This is a genomic window from Hymenobacter daecheongensis DSM 21074 (assembly GCF_900141805.1).
Classification (GTDB): Bacteria; Bacteroidota; Bacteroidia; order Cytophagales; family Hymenobacteraceae; genus Hymenobacter; species Hymenobacter daecheongensis.
The window spans coordinates 645,017-662,213 of sequence record NZ_FQYN01000001.1 but is presented as its reverse complement, the minus strand read 5'-3'; the positions used below and the strand labels follow the sequence as shown (position 1 = coordinate 662,213).

At 60.2% G+C, this 17,197-nt stretch carries 13 protein-coding genes; 11 read left to right on the top strand and 2 right to left on the bottom strand.

Features of this window, described 5'->3' with window-relative positions:
• The first annotated feature begins 222 nt into the window (after nucleotides 1-222).
• The 10 genes from BUB62_RS02845 (at nucleotide 223) to BUB62_RS02800 (ending at nucleotide 13,078) form a co-directional block, all read left to right on the top strand.
• On the top strand, nucleotides 223-3,624 hold the full coding sequence (locus BUB62_RS02845; protein WP_084538770.1) for a DUF4175 family protein: 3,402 nt from the start codon (nucleotides 223-225) through the stop codon (nucleotides 3,622-3,624).
• A gap of 40 nt (nucleotides 3,625-3,664) precedes the next feature.
• On the top strand, nucleotides 3,665-4,120 hold the full coding sequence (locus tag BUB62_RS02840; RefSeq protein ID WP_073105835.1) for an ATP-binding protein: 456 nt from the start codon (nucleotides 3,665-3,667) through the stop codon (nucleotides 4,118-4,120).
• Nucleotides 4,117-4,608, top strand: coding sequence for an rRNA maturation RNase YbeY (gene ybeY, locus BUB62_RS02835; RefSeq protein WP_234988612.1), 492 nt, complete (start codon nucleotides 4,117-4,119; stop codon nucleotides 4,606-4,608). Before BUB62_RS02840 ends, ybeY begins: the two co-directional genes overlap by 4 nt.
• A gap of 188 nt (nucleotides 4,609-4,796) precedes the next feature.
• On the top strand, nucleotides 4,797-5,483 hold the full coding sequence (locus tag BUB62_RS02830; RefSeq protein ID WP_234988545.1) for a GNAT family N-acetyltransferase: 687 nt from the start codon (nucleotides 4,797-4,799) through the stop codon (nucleotides 5,481-5,483).
• A gap of 329 nt (nucleotides 5,484-5,812) precedes the next feature.
• Nucleotides 5,813-7,681, top strand: coding sequence for a tRNA uridine-5-carboxymethylaminomethyl(34) synthesis enzyme MnmG (gene mnmG, locus BUB62_RS02825; RefSeq protein WP_073105819.1), 1,869 nt, complete (start codon nucleotides 5,813-5,815; stop codon nucleotides 7,679-7,681).
• 102 nt (nucleotides 7,682-7,783) lie between these two features.
• A complete protein-coding gene (locus BUB62_RS02820) occupies nucleotides 7,784-8,674 on the top strand; it encodes a class I SAM-dependent methyltransferase (protein WP_073105817.1) in 891 nt (296 codons plus the stop codon).
• 6 nt (nucleotides 8,675-8,680) lie between these two features.
• On the top strand, nucleotides 8,681-9,061 hold the full coding sequence (locus tag BUB62_RS02815) for a hypothetical protein (RefSeq protein ID WP_073105814.1): 381 nt from the start codon (nucleotides 8,681-8,683) through the stop codon (nucleotides 9,059-9,061).
• Nucleotides 9,045-10,679 (top strand): Ig-like domain-containing domain, encoded by a 1,635-nt coding sequence (locus BUB62_RS02810; RefSeq protein ID WP_084538769.1) that lies wholly within the window; start codon nucleotides 9,045-9,047, stop codon nucleotides 10,677-10,679. Before BUB62_RS02815 ends, BUB62_RS02810 begins: the two co-directional genes overlap by 17 nt.
• A 1,295-nt stretch (nucleotides 10,680-11,974) precedes the next feature.
• The gene (locus BUB62_RS02805; RefSeq protein ID WP_073105809.1) at nucleotides 11,975-12,466 is read left to right on the top strand and encodes a DUF4385 domain-containing protein; all 492 of its coding nucleotides are present in this window, start codon (nucleotides 11,975-11,977) and stop codon (nucleotides 12,464-12,466) included.
• Nucleotides 12,467-12,592: 126 nt separating this feature from the next.
• Complete coding sequence (locus tag BUB62_RS02800) at nucleotides 12,593-13,078, top strand: hypothetical protein (protein WP_073105807.1); 486 nt, start codon at nucleotides 12,593-12,595, stop codon at nucleotides 13,076-13,078.
• Between the two features lie 199 nt (nucleotides 13,079-13,277).
• Here the strand turns inward: BUB62_RS02800 and BUB62_RS02795 are convergent, their stop codons facing one another.
• Nucleotides 13,278-14,678, bottom strand: a complete 1,401-nt coding sequence (locus tag BUB62_RS02795; RefSeq protein ID WP_073105805.1) for an inorganic phosphate transporter — start codon at nucleotides 14,676-14,678, stop codon at nucleotides 13,278-13,280.
• Nucleotides 14,679-15,015: 337 nt separating this feature from the next.
• On the opposite strand from BUB62_RS02795, the gene BUB62_RS02790 reads away from it, so the two are divergent.
• Nucleotides 15,016-16,539 carry a glycine--tRNA ligase gene (locus BUB62_RS02790; RefSeq protein WP_073105803.1) on the top strand — a complete coding sequence of 508 codons (1,524 nt, stop codon included), beginning with the start codon at nucleotides 15,016-15,018 and terminating at the stop codon, nucleotides 16,537-16,539.
• 200 nt (nucleotides 16,540-16,739) lie between these two features.
• Here BUB62_RS02790 and BUB62_RS02785 read toward each other — a convergent pair whose 3' ends face one another.
• The gene (locus BUB62_RS02785) at nucleotides 16,740-17,147 is read right to left on the bottom strand and encodes a hypothetical protein (RefSeq protein ID WP_073105800.1); all 408 of its coding nucleotides are present in this window, start codon (nucleotides 17,145-17,147) and stop codon (nucleotides 16,740-16,742) included.
• Nucleotides 17,148-17,197 lie beyond the last annotated feature (50 nt).

Below are 17,197 nucleotides of genomic sequence, written 5' to 3'. Positions count from 1 at the left end.
TTCAGTGAAAGCCCGGTTCCGCGCAGGAGCCGGGCTTTTTTGTGCCGTGCATGCCCAGCCGCTTGGTCAGGCCGAGCGGCTGGGCAACTTGCCCCAGGCGGAACAATTTACCCCCGGCCTGTTGTCGTTTGGAGAGCGGGCCAGGGTGCAGCCTTCGCGGCTTTAATGCGTATCTTTCCCGGGCCTGCCATGGGCCATTTTCGTGAATTGGAGAAATAATCCGTGCCTGTAACGACTACGAATGCGCCGGCCCTGGAGCAGGTTCTGGCGCAGCTGGATGCCTTTAAGCGCAAGTTCTATCTGAACCTGCTGGTGCGCGGGGCGCTGGTGGCGGGCGGGCTGCTGCTCACGCTGTTTGTGGTGCTGAACCTGCTCGAATACTTCCTCTACCTGCCCACCTGGGTGCGCGGCGGGCTGCTGTTCGGCTTCCTGGGGCTGGTGGTGTATGCCTTCGTGCACTGGATCTGGCAGCCGCTGGCGGCCCTCACCAACCTGCGCCGCCTACTGAGCGACGAGCAGGCTGCCGCCCGCGTGGGCGAGCTGTTTCCGCAGGTGCAGGACAAGCTGCTGAACGCGCTGCAGTTGCAGGGCCAGGCCCGCGAAAATGCCCTGATTGCGGCCAGCCTGGAGCAGCGGGCCAGCCAGCTCACCGGCCTCGAGTTCGCTGAGGGCATCAATATCAAGGCCCAGACCCGGCCGCTGTGGAAGTATCTGGCGGTGCCGGCGGGCACGGTGGCGCTGCTGCTGCTGGTGTGGCCCAGCCTGTTTGTGCAGGGCACCGACCGGCTGCTGCACTACCGCCGCGCCTACTCGCCGCCCGCGCCGTTTCAGTTCGTTATCAAAAACAAAGACCTGCGGGCCTTCAAAAACGAGGATTTCAAGCTCGAAGTAGCCATTGAGGGCAAGGTGCTGCCTAACGAAATCAGCATTACGTACGGGGGCCGGGAGCGGCGGCTGGTGAAGCAGGCCGGTAACACGTTCAGCTACGAGTTCCGGCAGCTGCAGCGCGACGTGGAGTTTCAGCTCAGCGGCGCCGGCTTCACCTCCGATGCCTACGACCTGACCGTGCGGGCCCGCCCCAACCTGCGCGACTTTGCCGTGCAGATAACTTACCCCGCCTACCTGAATAAGCCCACCGAAACCCTGCGCAACGCTGGCAACCTGACCGTGCCCGAAGGCAGCACCGTGCGCTGGGACTTTGCCACCGAGGCCACCGACCAGCTCCAATTGCTGTTTCAGAACCCCCGGGAAACCGTGACGGCCACCGCTGCCGACGGCCGGTTTGCGGCTACGCGCCGCATCCTGCGCAGCCAGGAATACGCCGTACGCCTGCAGAACGCCGCCAGCCTGAACCGGGACCCGATTCAGTACCAAATCACGGCCATTCCGGACCAGAACCCGGAAATAACGGTGGAGAGCTTCGCCGACACGACCTCGCTGCGCTACCTCGCGCTGGGCGGCACCGTGCGCGACGACTACGGCCTTTCGCGCCTGCAATTGCACTACCGCGTCACCTCCAAGGCGCGGCCTAATGCGGAGTTTCGGGCGCGGGCGCTGGCTTTGCAGAGCGGCCCCAGCCAGAGCTACACCTACCAGTGGGACTTGGCCCCGCTGAACATGAAGCCCGGCGACCGGCTCGAATACTTCGTGCAGGTGTGGGACAACGACGGCGTGCACGGCCCGAAAGCGGCCCGCACGCGGGCGGCGGAATTTCGGCTGCCTTCCAAAAAGGAGCTGCGGCAGCAGCTGGCTTCGCAGTCGGCTTCGGTGCAGAGCCAGCTGAGCAAGTCAAAGGAGCAGAGCAAGAAGCTGGAGCGCGAGCTGGCCAAGGCGTCGGACAAAATCAAAACCAAGCGCGAGTTGAACTTCCAGGACCGCAAGCAATTGCAGGACATGCTGCAGCAGAAGCAGCAGATGGACGAGCAGATTGCGGACATGAAAAAGCTGTTTGAGGAGCTGAACCAGAAGCAGGACCAGCTCGACCCGCAGAGCCAGAAGCTGGCCGAAAAGGCCCAGGAGCTGCAGAAGCTGATGGAATCGTTATTGGACCCCGAAACCAAGAAGCTGTATGAGCAGCTGCAGAAGCTGCTGCAGGAGCAGAAAGCCCCCGATGTGGACCTGCAGAAGCTGATGCAGAAGCTCGAAAACAAGGAAAACACCCTGCAAAAAGAGCTGGAGCGGGCCTTGGAGATGTTCAAGCAGCTGCAGTTTGAGCAGAAGCAGGAGCAGGCCACCGAAAAGCTGGAGCAGCTGGCCCAGGAGCAGGAAAAGCTGGCCGAGCAGACCGAGAAAAATGACAAGGACAACCAGCCGAAAGGCGACGATAAAAAGCAGCAGCAGCAAAAGCAGGAAGACCTGAAAAAGCAGCAGGCCGAGAAAAGCCAGCAGTTTGAGGAGCTGAAAAAAGACCTTCAGGACCTGAAGAAGATGGACGAGCAGCTCGGCAACGAAAACGGCGCCGACGAGATGAAGGACCAGCAGCAGCAGGTGGATGAGCAGCAGCAGGAAAGCGAGGAGCAGCTGAGCAAAAATCAGAACAAGAAAGCCAGCCAAAGCCAGCAGAAAGCCGCTCAGCAGATGAAGCAGATGGCCCAGAAAATGCGCCAGCAGCAGCAGCAAGACGAGCAGGACCAGCAGCAGCAGAACATCGACGACCTGCGCGACATCCTCGAAAACCTGCTCAAGCTCTCCTTCGACGAGGAAAGCCTGATGAAGCAGCTGCGGCAGGTCGACCAGACCGATCCGCGCTTCGTGCAGTTGGGCCAGCAGCAGCGCAAGCTCCGCGACGACGCAGCCATCATTCAGGACTCGCTCTACGCCCTGGCCAAACGCGTGCCCCAGCTGCAGAGCTTTGTGACGCGCGAGGTGGGCGAAATGAACGGCCGCATGGACGAGGCCCTGGAACATATGCGCCAGCGCAGCGTGCCCCGCGCCACCGGCAGCCAGCAGCTGGCCATGACCAGCATGAACAACCTGGCCCTGATGCTGAACGATGCCCTGCAGCAGATGCAGCAGGAGCAGCGCGAGGGCCAGCAGAGCCAGCAGCAGGGCGGTGGCAAGCCCGGCAAAAAGAAGAAGAAAGGCAGCTCCGCTGGCGACGGCCAGATGGGCCGCATGCAGCAGCAGCTCAACCAGCAGATTCAGCAGCTGCAGCAGAGCGGCAAGACTGGCCGCGCCATGAGCGAGGAGCTGGCCAAGCTGGCCGCCCAGCAGCAGATGCTGCGCCAGGCCCTCAAGGAGCTGGATAAGCTGCAGCAAAAAGGCGGCAAAGGCACCAAGGACGGCAAGGGCGAGGACGGGGTCGGCGGCACCGGCGACGTGAAGAAATTGATGGAACAAACCGAAACCGACCTCGTAAACAAGCGGCTAACGGAGCAAACCGTGCTCCGGCAGCGTCAAATCCTGACCCGTTTGCTGGAAGTCGAGAAATCAGCCAGAGAGCGGGACCAGGATGAGAAGCGCGAGGCCCAGACCGCGCAGACCCGCCCACCGGTATTTCCGCCCGCTTTCAACAAGTATAAGCAGCAGAAAAACCGGCAAACGGAGCTGCTCCGCACGGTGCCGCCTGCCCTCACGCCGTACTATCAGCGCGAGGTGAGTGAATATTTTCAGAAAATGAAATAGCGTTCCGCTAATTTTACCGCCCGCCCCTTTAAGCATACCTATGAAACAGGTCAAGATTCAGGTTCCTTCCCTTGTTGAGAACATCCGCGTGGTGGAGAGTTTTATCGATAACTCGAAGGAAACCTTCCACATTGAAGACGACATCTATGGCAATATTATGGTCGCCGTTACGGAAGCCGTGAATAATGCCATTCGTCACGGCAATAAGTTCGACAAGGACAAGAATGTCTATCTGTCGCTGTACGTGAACAAAGACCGGGTGAAATTTGAGGTGGAAGATGAGGGCGAAGGCTTCGACTTCGACAACCTGATTGACCCTACCGCCCCCGAAAACCTCGAAAACCCCGGTGGCCGCGGTATCTTTCTGATCCGCCACCTAGCCGATGAGGTGGAGTTCAGCAAGGATGGTCGCAACGTGCAGCTCACCTTTTTCCTGCTGCCCGCCACCGCCGACCAGGCTTCCTCCGATACCATTTCTACCGAAAACGCGGCATGACCCAGCCCCCGCCCGGTTCCGGTGATGCCCTGCCCAACGACCTGCCCGACGACGAGCGGGAGTCGCACGGCATTGAGTTTCTGGTAGAAGAAGTGGAGTTTGAGCTTGGCGATGCCGAGGCCCTTACCTCCTGGATTGAGCGCGTGGCCGAAGTACACGAGCACGAAATCGTGCAGCTCACCTACATCTTCTGCTCCGATGAGTATCTGCACCGCGTGAACGTGGAGTACCTCGACCACGACACGTACACCGACGTCATCACTTTCGACAATGCCGACGATGCCGATATCATTGAGGGTGACATCTTTATCAGCGTGGAGCGGGTGCGCGAAAATGCCCAGCAGCTGGGCGTAAGCTTCCGCGACGAGCTGCACCGCGTGATGATTCATGGCGTGCTGCACCTGCTCGGCTACGCTGATAAGGACCTGCTCAGCCAGACGGCCATGCGCAAAAAAGAGGACGACTGCCTTTCGTTGCGCACGTTTTAGCGCGGCGCAACTCTACCAAACAAAAAACGCCCGCCTTCCTGGCGGGCGTTTTTTGTTCCGGTATAATTGCCCGCTAAGCAGAGCCGTTAGCGGGCAGTCCGGCTCAGGCTGATTTATAATACTACTGCTTTCTTATATCTGTTAGCATGGCCGTTCAGCCCCCTCATATTCTCCGTCTTCCCGGCGAAATGCTGGATTACTACCTGGCGCAGGGTTACTACCGGATGCACCAGGACCTGTTTACCTGCCGGTTTTTGCCCATTGAGGGCGACCTGTATACTGCGCACTGGCTGCGCCTGGTGCTGGCCGATGTGCAGGAGGGCCCCACGCAGCGCCGCCTGCGCCGGCTCAGCGAGCGGTTCGCGGTTACGCTCCGTCCGTTCCGGCTCACGGCGGAGCTGGAGGAGCTTTATGCCGCCTACCGCGCCGCCATCACCTTCGACGCGCCGTCTACGGTGGAGGCATTTCTGCTGGCCGGAGCCACGCACAACGTCTTCGATACCAGTACTATAGAAGTGCGCGACGGGGCGCGGCTCATTGCGGCCGGCATTTTTGATAGCGGAGCCCACAGCCTGGCCGGCATCATGAACTTTTACCACCCCGACTACCGCAAATTCAGCCTGGGCAAGCTGCTGATGCTGCTCAAGCTGGATGTGGCCCAGCAGCGGCAGTGCCTCTACTATTACCCCGGCTACGTGGTGCATCAGTATCCCAAATTTGACTACAAGCTGTTTGCCTGTCCCGCCGCCACCCAGGTCTACGACTGCCTCAGCGGCCGCTGGGTGCCGTATTCGGCGGCGGTAGTGGCCCGGCAATCGGCTGAGCTGCTGGCCGATTGGCCGGCCGAGGCGTTGGAGGAAGGCGAGGATGATTAAACTTACCCACCGCGCATAAAAGCTGCTGGGTACGTATCTTTGCACACGTTTTGAGCGTGTTGCGGGCGGCTTTCTGTCATTGATCTGCTGAAAAAGCGCCTGCCTGACCGCGGGCGTTTTCTGCTTTCGGATGGCTCAGAACAAAGCTCCCCTCCTTTTTTCAAGGAGGGGGTGGGGGTGGTTCCGTCGTTGTTTGGTTGAGCGCAGGCCTGGAATTAGTAATCCGCGCTTGTCGTTTACCTTCCTCAACCACTTTACCACTCTGCCCTTTGCGCACCCCTGCCTGCAAAAGCAGGGAAGTTGATTACCACTTTACAGCCCCACGGTCCATGTTTCAGCAAGAAGAATACGACATCATCGTAGTAGGAGCCGGCCACGCCGGGTGTGAGGCCGCCGCCGCCGCCGCCAACCTGGGCTCGAAGGTGCTGCTCGTAACGATGAACATGAACACCATCGCCCAGATGTCGTGCAACCCGGCGATGGGCGGGGTGGCCAAGGGCCAGATCGTGCGCGAGGTGGATGCGCTGGGCGGCCAGTCGGGCATCATCACCGACAAAACCATGATTCAGTTCCGGATGCTGAATCGCTCGAAAGGCCCCGCCATGTGGAGCCCCCGGGCCCAATCGGACCGGATGCGCTTCGCCGAGGAATGGCGCCACACCCTGGAGCAAACCCCGAACGTGGACTTCTGGCAGGAGTCCGTCACGGGTATTGTAGTGGAAAACGACACCGTGGTGGGCGTGAAAACCCAGCTTGGCATCGAGTTTCGGGGCAAGTCGGTGGTGCTGACGAATGGCACCTTCCTGAACGGCCTGATCCACATCGGCGAGAAGAACTTCGGCGGCGGCCGGGCGGCGGAGAAGAAAAGCACCGGCATTACGGAGCAGCTTATTGAACTGGGCTTCGAAACCGGCCGCATGAAAACTGGCACCCCGCCCCGCGTGGATGGCCGCAGCCTCGACTACTCCAAGATGGAAGAGCAGGCCGGCGACGACGTGCCCAGCAAGTTCAGCTACCTTGACACGCCCGCGCTGGTGAAGCAGCGCCCGTGCTACATCACCTACACCAACCCCGAGGTGCACGAAATCCTAAAGGAGGGCTTCGAGAAGTCGCCGATGTTCCAGGGCCGCATCAAGGGGCTGGGGCCGCGATACTGCCCGAGCGTGGAGGACAAAATCAACCGCTTCGCCGACAAGGACCGCCACCAGATTTTTGTGGAGCCCGAGGGCAGCAGCACGGTGGAAATGTACATCAACGGCTTCAGCAGCTCCCTGCCCGAAGACGTGCAGTACCGCGCCCTGCGCAAGATTGCGGGCTTCGAGAATGCCAAGATGTTCCGGCCCGGCTACGCCATCGAGTACGACTTTTTCCCGCCCACCCAGCTCAGTCTGACGCTGGAAACCAAGCGGGTCAAAAACCTCTACTTCGCAGGCCAGATCAATGGCACCACGGGCTACGAGGAAGCAGCCTGCCAGGGCCTGATGGCCGGTATCAACGCCCACAACAAGGTGCATGGCCGCGAGCCATTCATCCTGAAGCGGAGCGAGGCCTACATCGGCGTGCTCATCGACGACCTGGTAAACAAGGGCACCGACGAGCCCTACCGCATGTTCACGAGCCGCGCCGAGCACCGCATCCTGCTGCGCCAGGACAACGCCGATTTGCGCCTCACCCCGCTGGGCCACGCCCTGGGTTTGGCTTCGGATGAGCGCCTATTTCGCGTGGAGCAGAAGCAGCGCGAAACCACCGAAGTGGTAGAGCTGCTGAAGAATTTCGCCATCGAGCCGCACGAAATCAACGGCTTGCTGACGGAGCTGGGCTCGGCTACGTTGCACGAGCGCACCCGGGCCATCAACCTGCTGCGCCGCCCCAACCTGGAGCTGGAGCACCTGACCCGCACGCTGCCCGGCCTCACGCTGGCGCTGGCCCCGTTTCAGCCCGACAGCCTGGAGCAGGCCATCATTCTCATCAAGTACGAGTCGTACATCGAGAAGGAAAACCAGCAGGCCATGCGCGTGGCCGAGCTGGAAAACTTCGTAATTCAGGGCCGCCTCGACTACCAGCAAATGCCGGCTCTCTCGCACGAGGCCCGCGAAAAGCTGCTCCGGGTGCAGCCCGAAACCATCGGTCAGGCCGCCCGCATCAGCGGCGTTTCACCCGCCGATATTTCGGTGCTGATGGTGTACCTTGGCCGGTAAATCAATTAAAAATTGAGAATTAAAAATCAAGAATTGGTGGTGACCTCGTCAGCCAGACTTCAATTTTTAATTCTTAATTTTTAATTCTTAATTGAATAAGGAGTGTACGAACGAGTAGAGAAGTGCCCGGTCTGCGGCAAAAGTGACTTCCGCAACAAGCTGGTGGTGGAGGATAAGTCGGTGAGCAAGGAAAGCTTTGCCATCGTGCAATGTGCAGGCTGCACGTTTCAGTTTACCAATCCTCGGCCGGGTGTGGCCGACATCGGACGCTACTACGAGTCGGAGGACTACGTGTCGCACAACAGCGCGGCGACGGGCGTTATCAATCAGGCGTACCGCGTGGCGCGGTTTTTTACGATGCGCCGCAAGGTGGCTTTGCTCAATAAGCGGGCTCCGCGCAAGGGCAAATTGCTCGACTACGGCTGCGGCACCGGCCACTTTCTGGCCGCCGCCCGCACCAACGGCTGGCAGGTATACGGCTACGAGCCCAGCCCCCGGGCCCGAGAGGAAGCCACCCGGCGTGTAGGCCAGCCCATCGGCTCCGAAAGTCTGGTGTCTTTCAAGCAGGGCTCCTTCGACGCCATCACGCTCTGGCACGTGCTGGAGCACGTGCATACGCTCAATGAAACTTTGCAGCAGCTCGTGAGCCTGCTCAAGCCCGACGGCGTGCTCATCATCGCCGTTCCCAACGTAGAAAGCCTCGATGCCCAGCACTACCGCCAGGACTGGGCCGCCTACGACGTGCCGCGCCACCTCTACCATTTCAGCCCCAAAACCATGACGCAGCTCCTCAAAAAGCACAAGCTCACGGTGAGCGAAATGCTGCCCCTGCCGCTGGATGCCTACTACGTGAGTATGCTCAGCGAGAAGCATCGCGCCGAGCGGGGCGGCGGGCTGCTCACCGTGCTCAAGGCGGGCTACAAGTCGAATAAGTTTGCCGAGGAACACGACGGATTGTATTCGAGCGTGATTTACGTGGCGGCCCAACGCTAAGCACTCATGGCCGCGCCTGCCCCGCTCTGGTTGCTGCTGCCGGCGCTGCTATCAGCTCCGAAAGCTGGCGGTGGGGGAGGGGAGAAGCTGCTTGCCGGGCCGCGGCGGGCGGCGGTTGAGGCGCCGCGCCTAGAGGCGGGCCGCCGGGCCGGCACATACCAGGCGGGCGGACCCGGCGTTTCGGCTCCTGATACCGCCAAACCCCGATCCGCCCGGCCCGATACGGCCCGAGTGCAGCCGGCGGCCGTGCCCTTGGTGCCCGATGCTGCCCCGGCCGAAGCCGAAGCCGACGAGAAGCTGACGCGCAGATCGGCGCTTACTATTGTGGCCTCCGTAGCCGTTCTTACCCTTACTACTCTGTTGTTGTACAATGTCCGTTCGCGCTAATCTGCTGTTTTTGCTTTCTGCCGGGGCCGGGTTGAGCGGGCTGAGCGGGTGCGCTACCATCAGCTCGCCCCAGGGTGGCCCCCGCGACCTGACGCCGCCCAAGCTCATCAGCACCTCGCCGCCCAACGGGGCCCGCAACGTGAAGCAGCAGTTCATCCGGCTCGAGTTTTCGGAGCCGGTGCAATTGAAGGAGCTGTCTAAAAACCTGCTCGTGGCCCCCGTGATGGCCGATAACAAGTACGAAATCAGGGAGGAGCGCACGGCCTTCACCCTGCGGTTTGAGAAGCCGCTCGACCCGAACACCACGTACTCGTTCAACTTCCGCGACGCGGTGGTGGACATCACGGAGAGCAACAAGGCCGCTAAAGTAGCCTTGGCCTTCAGCACCGGGGCGCGGCTGGATTCGGGCTCGGTGCGCGGCCGCGTCAGCGACCTGCTCAGCAGCCAGCCGGCCGATGGTGTTTCGGTGCTGCTATATCCGGAAGCCGACACGCTGAATGTGCGGCGCGGCAAGCCGTATTACCTGGCCAAAACGGAAAAGGACGGGGCATATGCGCTGCAGAATCTGAAGGCCGGCCGCTACCGCATCTACGCCCTGGCCGACAAAAACCAGAACGGCCGCTACGACGACGGCGAGCGAATCGGCTATCTGCCCGAGCTGCTTAGCGTGCGCCCCGGCCTCGATTCGGTGGGCCTGGCGCTGGTGCGCCCCGATGCCCGTCGCCCGCTCATCATCAGCCAGCAGCCCAGCCCCACGCAGTTCCGCATCACCTTCAATGAGGGCCTGCGGCAGGCAGTGCTGGCTCCGTTGGGTGCAGCTCAGGCCGCCGCGGCCAACCTCAACGACGGCCTCGTGATAACAGAAAAAGGCCGCATCGTGCAGCTTGTGCAAACGCCGGCGCTGCAGGCGGGCCGCTACGTGCTGGCCACCACCGACAGCGTGGGCAACACCGGCCGCGACACGATAAACGTACGCTTTCAGGGCCTGGCGCCCACCCGCCGCCCGGCCGCCTACACGGTAGAAGGCAGCCCACGGACCGTGTACCGGCAGGGGTTGGTCACGTTCCAGTTTGCGGAGCCGCTGCGGCCACTGGTAGCCGGCCGGCCGGTAGGCACGCTGGTCGAAGACTCGCTCCGGCGCAGCCCGCTACGAACTCCCCAGCAGGTCACGCTCAGCCCCGACCGCACCCAACTCGTGGTCAGCCTCGCTACCAAAGCCCGCAAAACCGTTTCCATTATTCTTGATAGCACGGCCATTGTGGGCAGCACCGGGCGGCGGCTGGGCCTGAAGCCGTTGCGACTGGCCGTCACGGAAGAGTCGCCTTTTGGCAGCCTGGCCGGCACCGTGCAAACCCGCTACAAGCGCTATCAGCTGCAGCTCGTGGATGCTACCTACCAGCCCATTGCGGTGCTGGATAGCCCCAAAGGCACTTTTCGCTTCAACAACCTTACGCCCGGCACCTACCGCCTGCGCGTACTCATCGATGCCGACGGCGACGGCACCTGGCGCGGCGGCGACCCCAAGCTGCTGCTGCCCGCTGAGCCGGTATACGTGGCCCCCCAGACCGTGCAGATCCGCGCCAACTGGGAAGTAGCCGACGTAAAACTGGTATTCTAGGCCCGTTTTGAGTTAATTCATCCGGCTTGCGGCCTTCGGTAATGCTACCGAAGGCCGCTTTTTTTGGGCCACTTTTCAGCGCTCCGACCAGATTCCGAGTCGGGAATGCCGCAACCGGGCTTTTTTGGCACACGGGGTCATTGGTGGCAATAGAGCAGCCGGGGCCGGAAGATGTCCACATGGGGGGCCTTCGTACTCAGCCCACTAGCGCGGTATCCCCACCTTTTCCACAGGTTTGTCCACTTGCATTTGGCGGCGGGCGCTAATCTGTGGATAACACTGGGGAAACCTGGGCATAACCCGTGGACAAATAGCGGATAAGTTTTTTTGGCGCTTTCAATCGGTTTGCAGCCTACTTTACCCACCCCGCCAATGTGGATAGGGGTGGATAACTTTCCCCCAAAACAGACCTAATCCACAGCGGTAGAAACGTGTGGATTGTGGATTCGTGGATAACGCTGTGGATTGTGAATAATCAATATAAAGCACTGATAAACTGATTTCTACTATCAACACACCCTGTTGATAGACGGTGCATAAGCCCGGACTTGTACACAAGTTTTCAGCCCTGTTTATAACCTCTGTTTCTTATCCACTTATGCACACCCCTAACGAGTGAGTTTTAAAAAATTCTTTTAAATAAAATCTTTTAAAAAGTTATTAACCGTGTGGATAAACGAGCCGGCCGCCAAAAAAAGAAAAAGGCCGGGCTTGGGTTTGCGGTTCCGGTTGCCGGTCGTTTCGCCGCAGCCGGACAGGGCCAGGCAGCTGCCCAACGCAGCGACATTCCATCATTGCACATACTGCGGTTTTCCGGTCGATGTACAGGTCGTCCGGCTCCCCTCTCCCCAAGGAGAGGGGCTGGGGGTGAGGTCCCCCGAAGCTGCGCTAGGTACACCAACCTGAAACGGCTCTAAACCCAAAGGAGCAATAGCCGCAACGCGGCGGAGGTTTGTAGTATCCAAAATGGCGACACGGACAAAGCCGCAGCGTGGCGGCAGGTTTGTAGCAATAAGCAGGAATGAAGAGCCAAGCCGCGTAGCGGTGACAGAGTCGTTCGGGCGTTTCTGCCACCGCTACGCGGCTTAGAGTTGCTTTATGCGCGCAATTCTCTACAAACCTGCCGCCTCGCTGCGGCTACTATTCCGCCCCAGCGCTCCATAACCATTCAAGGGGCTGGTTATCAATATATAGCTCGCCATACTTATCCACTTATCCACAACCTGGGCCGTGGATAACCGGAGAGTCCGGCCACGGATGGGCTTTGCGGCGTATAAGGCCTGTTTCTGCTGCTTATGCCGTTCGACTACACCCTCGATTTTCACCACGTTGATTTCCGGCGGCAGCCCGAGCTGTACCGCGTGGGCAAGGGCGAGCAGGGCGTACTGCTGGTAGAGCCCTATAAGTCCGAGATTCTGCCGCACTGGCGGTTCCGGACCCCCGAAGTGGCCCGCGAGTCGTCGGAGCAGATTTACGGGCTTTTCCTGGCCTATCTGAAGGCCCAGGATTTTGTGGGGGCCGACATGGCCCGCAAGTTCCTGCAGATGGGCTTTACGCGGGCCAGGCGCTACGCAAACCACCGCGGCGGCAAGAAGTACGACGGCCCCGTGCCCGACGACAAGAAGGGCCAGAGCGGAGCCCACGGCCGCGCCGAGCTGCCCCGCTCGCCTGAAGACCCCGAAAAAGCCGCCGCCGCCGCCATTTTCAAGCGCAAGTGGGACGAGGCCAAGCTCAACCCCGACTACGTGCAGCAGATGGCCGACTTCAAAGCCCGATACGGAAAATGAAAGAGGGAATTCTGAATTATGAATTGAGTCCGAAAAAGCAGTGAGCCCCAAGACCCAAAGACCCCAACAACCAAGCCCCTAAGTCCCCAATCCCTACCTTTAAACCCGAAACCTCAACCCCCGGCTATGCAAACCTCCCAACCACAACCGAACAGTACGGAAGAAAACGAAATTACCCTTGGCGTGGGCATGGGCCCGCTGAAGTTTGGGGCCACCCAAGACGAGGTGCGGGCGCTGATGGGCGAGCCCGAAGAGATTGAAGAGTCGGAGGAAGACGACGAGTTTGAGCACCAGGCCTGGAACTACCTGGAGGAAGGCTACTCGCTCTACTTCGACCGCGAAGACGACTACCGCCTGAGCTGCATTGAAACCGACCACCCCGGCCTGCGCATCTTCGGCGAGCCGATTCATGGCAAGAGCGTGAAGGAAATTCAGGACCTGATGAGCCGCCACGGCCTAAGCTCGACCGAGATGGAGAAGATGGAAGAAGGTGCCGTGCGCCTTTCCTATGAGAAGGAAATGATTGACCTTTACTTTGACGAGGACGAGCTGCAGTTCGTCAACTTTGGGGTCTTCATCAACGACGACCTCGACGTGCAGTGGCCTGCCTAAACGTGAGTTATCCACAAAAACAGCTTTTTTAGCTGTGGATAAGTGGGTAAAAGGCTTGTAATCCACGGTTTTGGTGGATAACTCGTAGCCGATTACTCAAAAACTTGGCAAACAGTAACCGGCTGACCAACCGGTGCTTACTAAAAAAGCCGACCCTATCTGGGTCGGCTTTTTTGTGTCATTCCAAGAAGACGAATTCTTACATAATGGCCCGGAAGAGCAGGAACAGGCCGCCGGCCAGCGTCATGGTCACGGGCAGGGTGAGTACCCAGGCCAGGGCAATATTGCGCACCATCTGCGGGTTCAGGTTCTTGATGCCGCGGTTGGCCACCATGGAGCCCGCAATGGCCGACGACAGCACGTGCGTAGTTGAAACAGGCAGGCCGAACTGGGTGTTCACGCCAATCATGGCGGCGGCCACCAGTTCGGAGCTGGCGCCCTGCGCGTAGGTCAGGTGCTCCTTGCCAATACGCTCCCCGATGGTTTTCACGATGCGCTTCCAGCCCACCATCGTGCCGATGCCCAGCGACAGGGCCACCATCAGCGACACCTGCCAGGGGGCGTAGTCGGTGAAGGTGCGCATGTCCTTGATACCGTCTTCTAGGGTCTTGCGGTCGATGGTGCTCAGGGGCACTTTGTCGCTGCCGATGAGCTTTTTCGAGCGGTTGTGCAGCAGCAGAATGGCCTTCCGGATTTCAAAGCGCGACTGCTCGGGCAGCTGCTTCACATCGGTTTTGCCGGCGAAGATCTGGTCCAGCGTGGAGGTTTGGGTGCGAATGTCGGTTAGCAGCTGGCGGTCGGTGTCGCCGAGGCCGGTGGGGTTCACCTTGTTCATCACCAGCTCCACCTTGCCCAGCGAGTCGCGCATATCCAGCGGGTTCAACTGCTGGTTCAGGGCAAAGTGAATGGGCACGATGCCGATAAGAATCAACATGATGAGGCCCACTCCTTTCTGGCCGTCGTTGGAGCCGTGGAAAAAGCTAACCAGCGTGCAGGTCGCAATCAGGATCAGGCGAATCCAGATGGGCGGCGGCTTGCGCTTGTGCGGCTCTTTAAAGATGTTTTTGTTGGCCACGAAGCGCTTCAGCAAAAACATCATGATGATGGTGAGCGAGAAGCCGAAGATAGGGCTGATGAGCAGCGAGGCCATCGTTTCGCCGGCTTTGCCCCAGTTCACGGCCGCGCCGCTCGACTCGGGCAGCAGCGAAAACGCAATGCCCACGCCCAGAATGGACCCGATAAGCGCGTGCGACGACGACGAGGGCAGGCCGTAGTACCAGGTGCCCAGGTTCCAGATGATGGCCGCTACCAGCAGCGCCCCCACCATGGCAATACCGTGGTACACGTTCTGATCCACCAGGCTCTCGACCGGCAGCAGGTACACGATGCCCATAGCCACGGCAATGCCGCCCGTGAGCACCCCGATGAAATTCCAGAAGCCCGACCAGACCACGGCCACCCAGGGGCGCAGGGCGTTGGTGTAAATAACGGTGGCCACAGCGTTGGCCGTGTCGTGGAAGCCGTTCACAAATTCAAACGCGCAGGCCGCTACCAGACACAGAATCAGCAGCAGCAGCACATGAGGCTCTAAGCCAAACATAGGGGGAAGTTTAATTCAAAATCAGGTTTTGGGCACTCAGCAGTCAAAGGTACTGTGGCCCTTAGGCGGGGCAAGATTATGAAATTGTTACGCCAAATCGGGTGCCGGCCGCCCGTGCTTGCGCTTAACGCAGGAATGAAAGCGAGGTTCAGGGCCGGGCTAAAACGCTGAGGGTAAAGGCCTGCGGTGGGCGCGGGCCGACGCTAAAAAGTTGATTTGCGCGGTTGTAAGTCCCAAACCCTCACAGCTTCTGCTACTTTTGCCGGACAACCCCGGCCGGGGCCCGTAGCAGGGCTTCGGGCCGGCCGGCTTCTTCCAAACTACTCCGCCCTTTTATATGAGCAACGCCCCGCAGAAAGCTGCCGCTACCACCACCGAAGGCACGCTGGCCGAAATCGTGTCGCACGCCAAGGAATACGGCTTCGTGTTTCCGTCGTCGGAAATCTACGACGGCCTGGCCGCCGTGTACGACTACGGCCCCAACGGCGTGGAGCTGAAAAACAACCTCAAGCAGCTCTGGTGGAAGGCCATGACCCAGCTCAACCAGAACGTGGTGGGCATCGACGCGGCCATATTCATGCACCCGCTCACCTGGAAAGCTTCCGGCCACGTCGACGGCTTCTCCGACCCCATGATCGACAACCTCGACAGCAAGAAGCGCTACCGCGCCGACGTGCTGCTCGAAGACAAAGCCGCCGAGTACGAAAACGCCGGCGACAAACCCCGCGCCGATGCACTGCTGGCCGAAATGGGCCGCCTGCTCACCGCCGAAGACCTGGCCGGCGTGAAGCAACTCATCATCGACGAGAAAATCCTCTGCCCGGTGAGCAAGACCGGCAACTGGACCGACGTGCGCCAGTTCAACCTGATGTTCTCGACGCAGGTAGGCGCGGTGGCCGAGGGCTCCTCGCTGATTTACCTGCGGCCCGAAACGGCCCAGGGCATCTTCGTCAACTTCCTGAACGTGCAGAAGTCGGCGCGGCAGAAGGTGCCGTTCGGCATTGCCCAGATCGGGAAGGCCTTCCGCAACGAGATTGTGGCCCGGCAGTTCATCTTCCGGATGCGGGAATTTGAGCAGATGGAAATGCAGTTTTTCGTGCGGCCCGGCACCGAGGGCGAGTGGTACGACACCTGGAAAGCCACCCGCCGCCGCTGGCACGAGGCCCTGGGCCTGCCCGCCGACAAGCTCCGCTTCCACGACCACGACAAGCTGGCCCACTACGCCAAAGCCGCCGTGGATATTGAATTTGAATTCCCCTTCGGCTTCAAGGAAATCGAGGGCATCCATTCCCGCTCCGACTTCGACCTGACCCAGCACCAGACGCTGAGCCGCAAAAAGCAGAACTACTTCGACAACGATATTAACCCCGAAACCGGCAAGCCTTACGGCAACTACGTGCCCTACGTGGTGGAAACCTCCGTTGGGGCCGACCGGCTGTTTCTGGCCACGCTCTGCCAGGCGTTTCAGGAAGAAACCATTGTGGAAGGCGAAGGGGAGGAGCAGAAAACCAAAACCCGCAAGCTGCTGCGCCTGCACCCGGCCGTGGCGCCGGTGAAAGCCGCCATTTTCCCGCTGGTGAAAAAGGACGGCCTGCCCGAGAAGGCCAATGAAATCTACAACAGCCTGCGCCACGACTTCCGCCTGGTAGTAGAGGAAAAGGACAGCATCGGCACGCGCTACACCCGCCAGGACCTTATCGGCACGCCCTTCTGCATTGCCGTAGATCATCAGACGCTGGAAGACGAAACCGTAACGGTCCGCCACCGCGACTCCCGCGAGCAGACTCGCATGCCGATTTCCGCGCTGCGCGGCTACATCGGCGAGGCCGTGAGCTTCTCGCGCATTTTTGAGAAGCTGTAAGGAAATCGGCTGTCATCCTGAGCCACGCGAAGGACCTTCCTCTTCGTCAGCAGAAAGCCTTATAAAATGAGCAAAGCCCTTTACCGTTGCGGCGGTAAAGGGCTTTGTGAGTTAAATGACGTTTTTCGGGGCTGAAAGAGGAAGGTCCTTCGCGTGGCTCAGGATGACAGATGGAGGATGACAGCCGATTTGGTGAACCATCAGTTGGCCTGCAGCCAAGCGGAGGCTTCGCGGCGGGAGGTGAAGTAGTTGAACTCGATTTGCTCGGAGGCCAGCGTGGAGCCGATGCTGGGCAGATAGCTGCCAATCTGGTACTGATACTGGCCTTCGGACAGCACGGCGGCAATGAAAATCGGGTGGGTAAGCTCGGCGGGCAGGTGGCGGGCCAGGGGCTCCAGCACCCATTCGTCGGTGTCGTCTACGGGCGGAGCGTTGCGCTTGAGGTCGAGCAGGAGCTTGCCCACATTCTGGTGCAGCATTTCCTGCAGGGCCACCTGGTAGGCCTGGCCAAAGGAAACGTCCAGGCGGGTGGCATTGTAGCTCAGGTGCAGCGTATCGGAGTCGGGGTGGTACGTCAGGGATGCGTCGGGTGATTGGTAGAGGGTCATGAAGCAAGTGCGCGGGGCACTGTAAGGCGCGGGGTAGAACAACCGGCTGG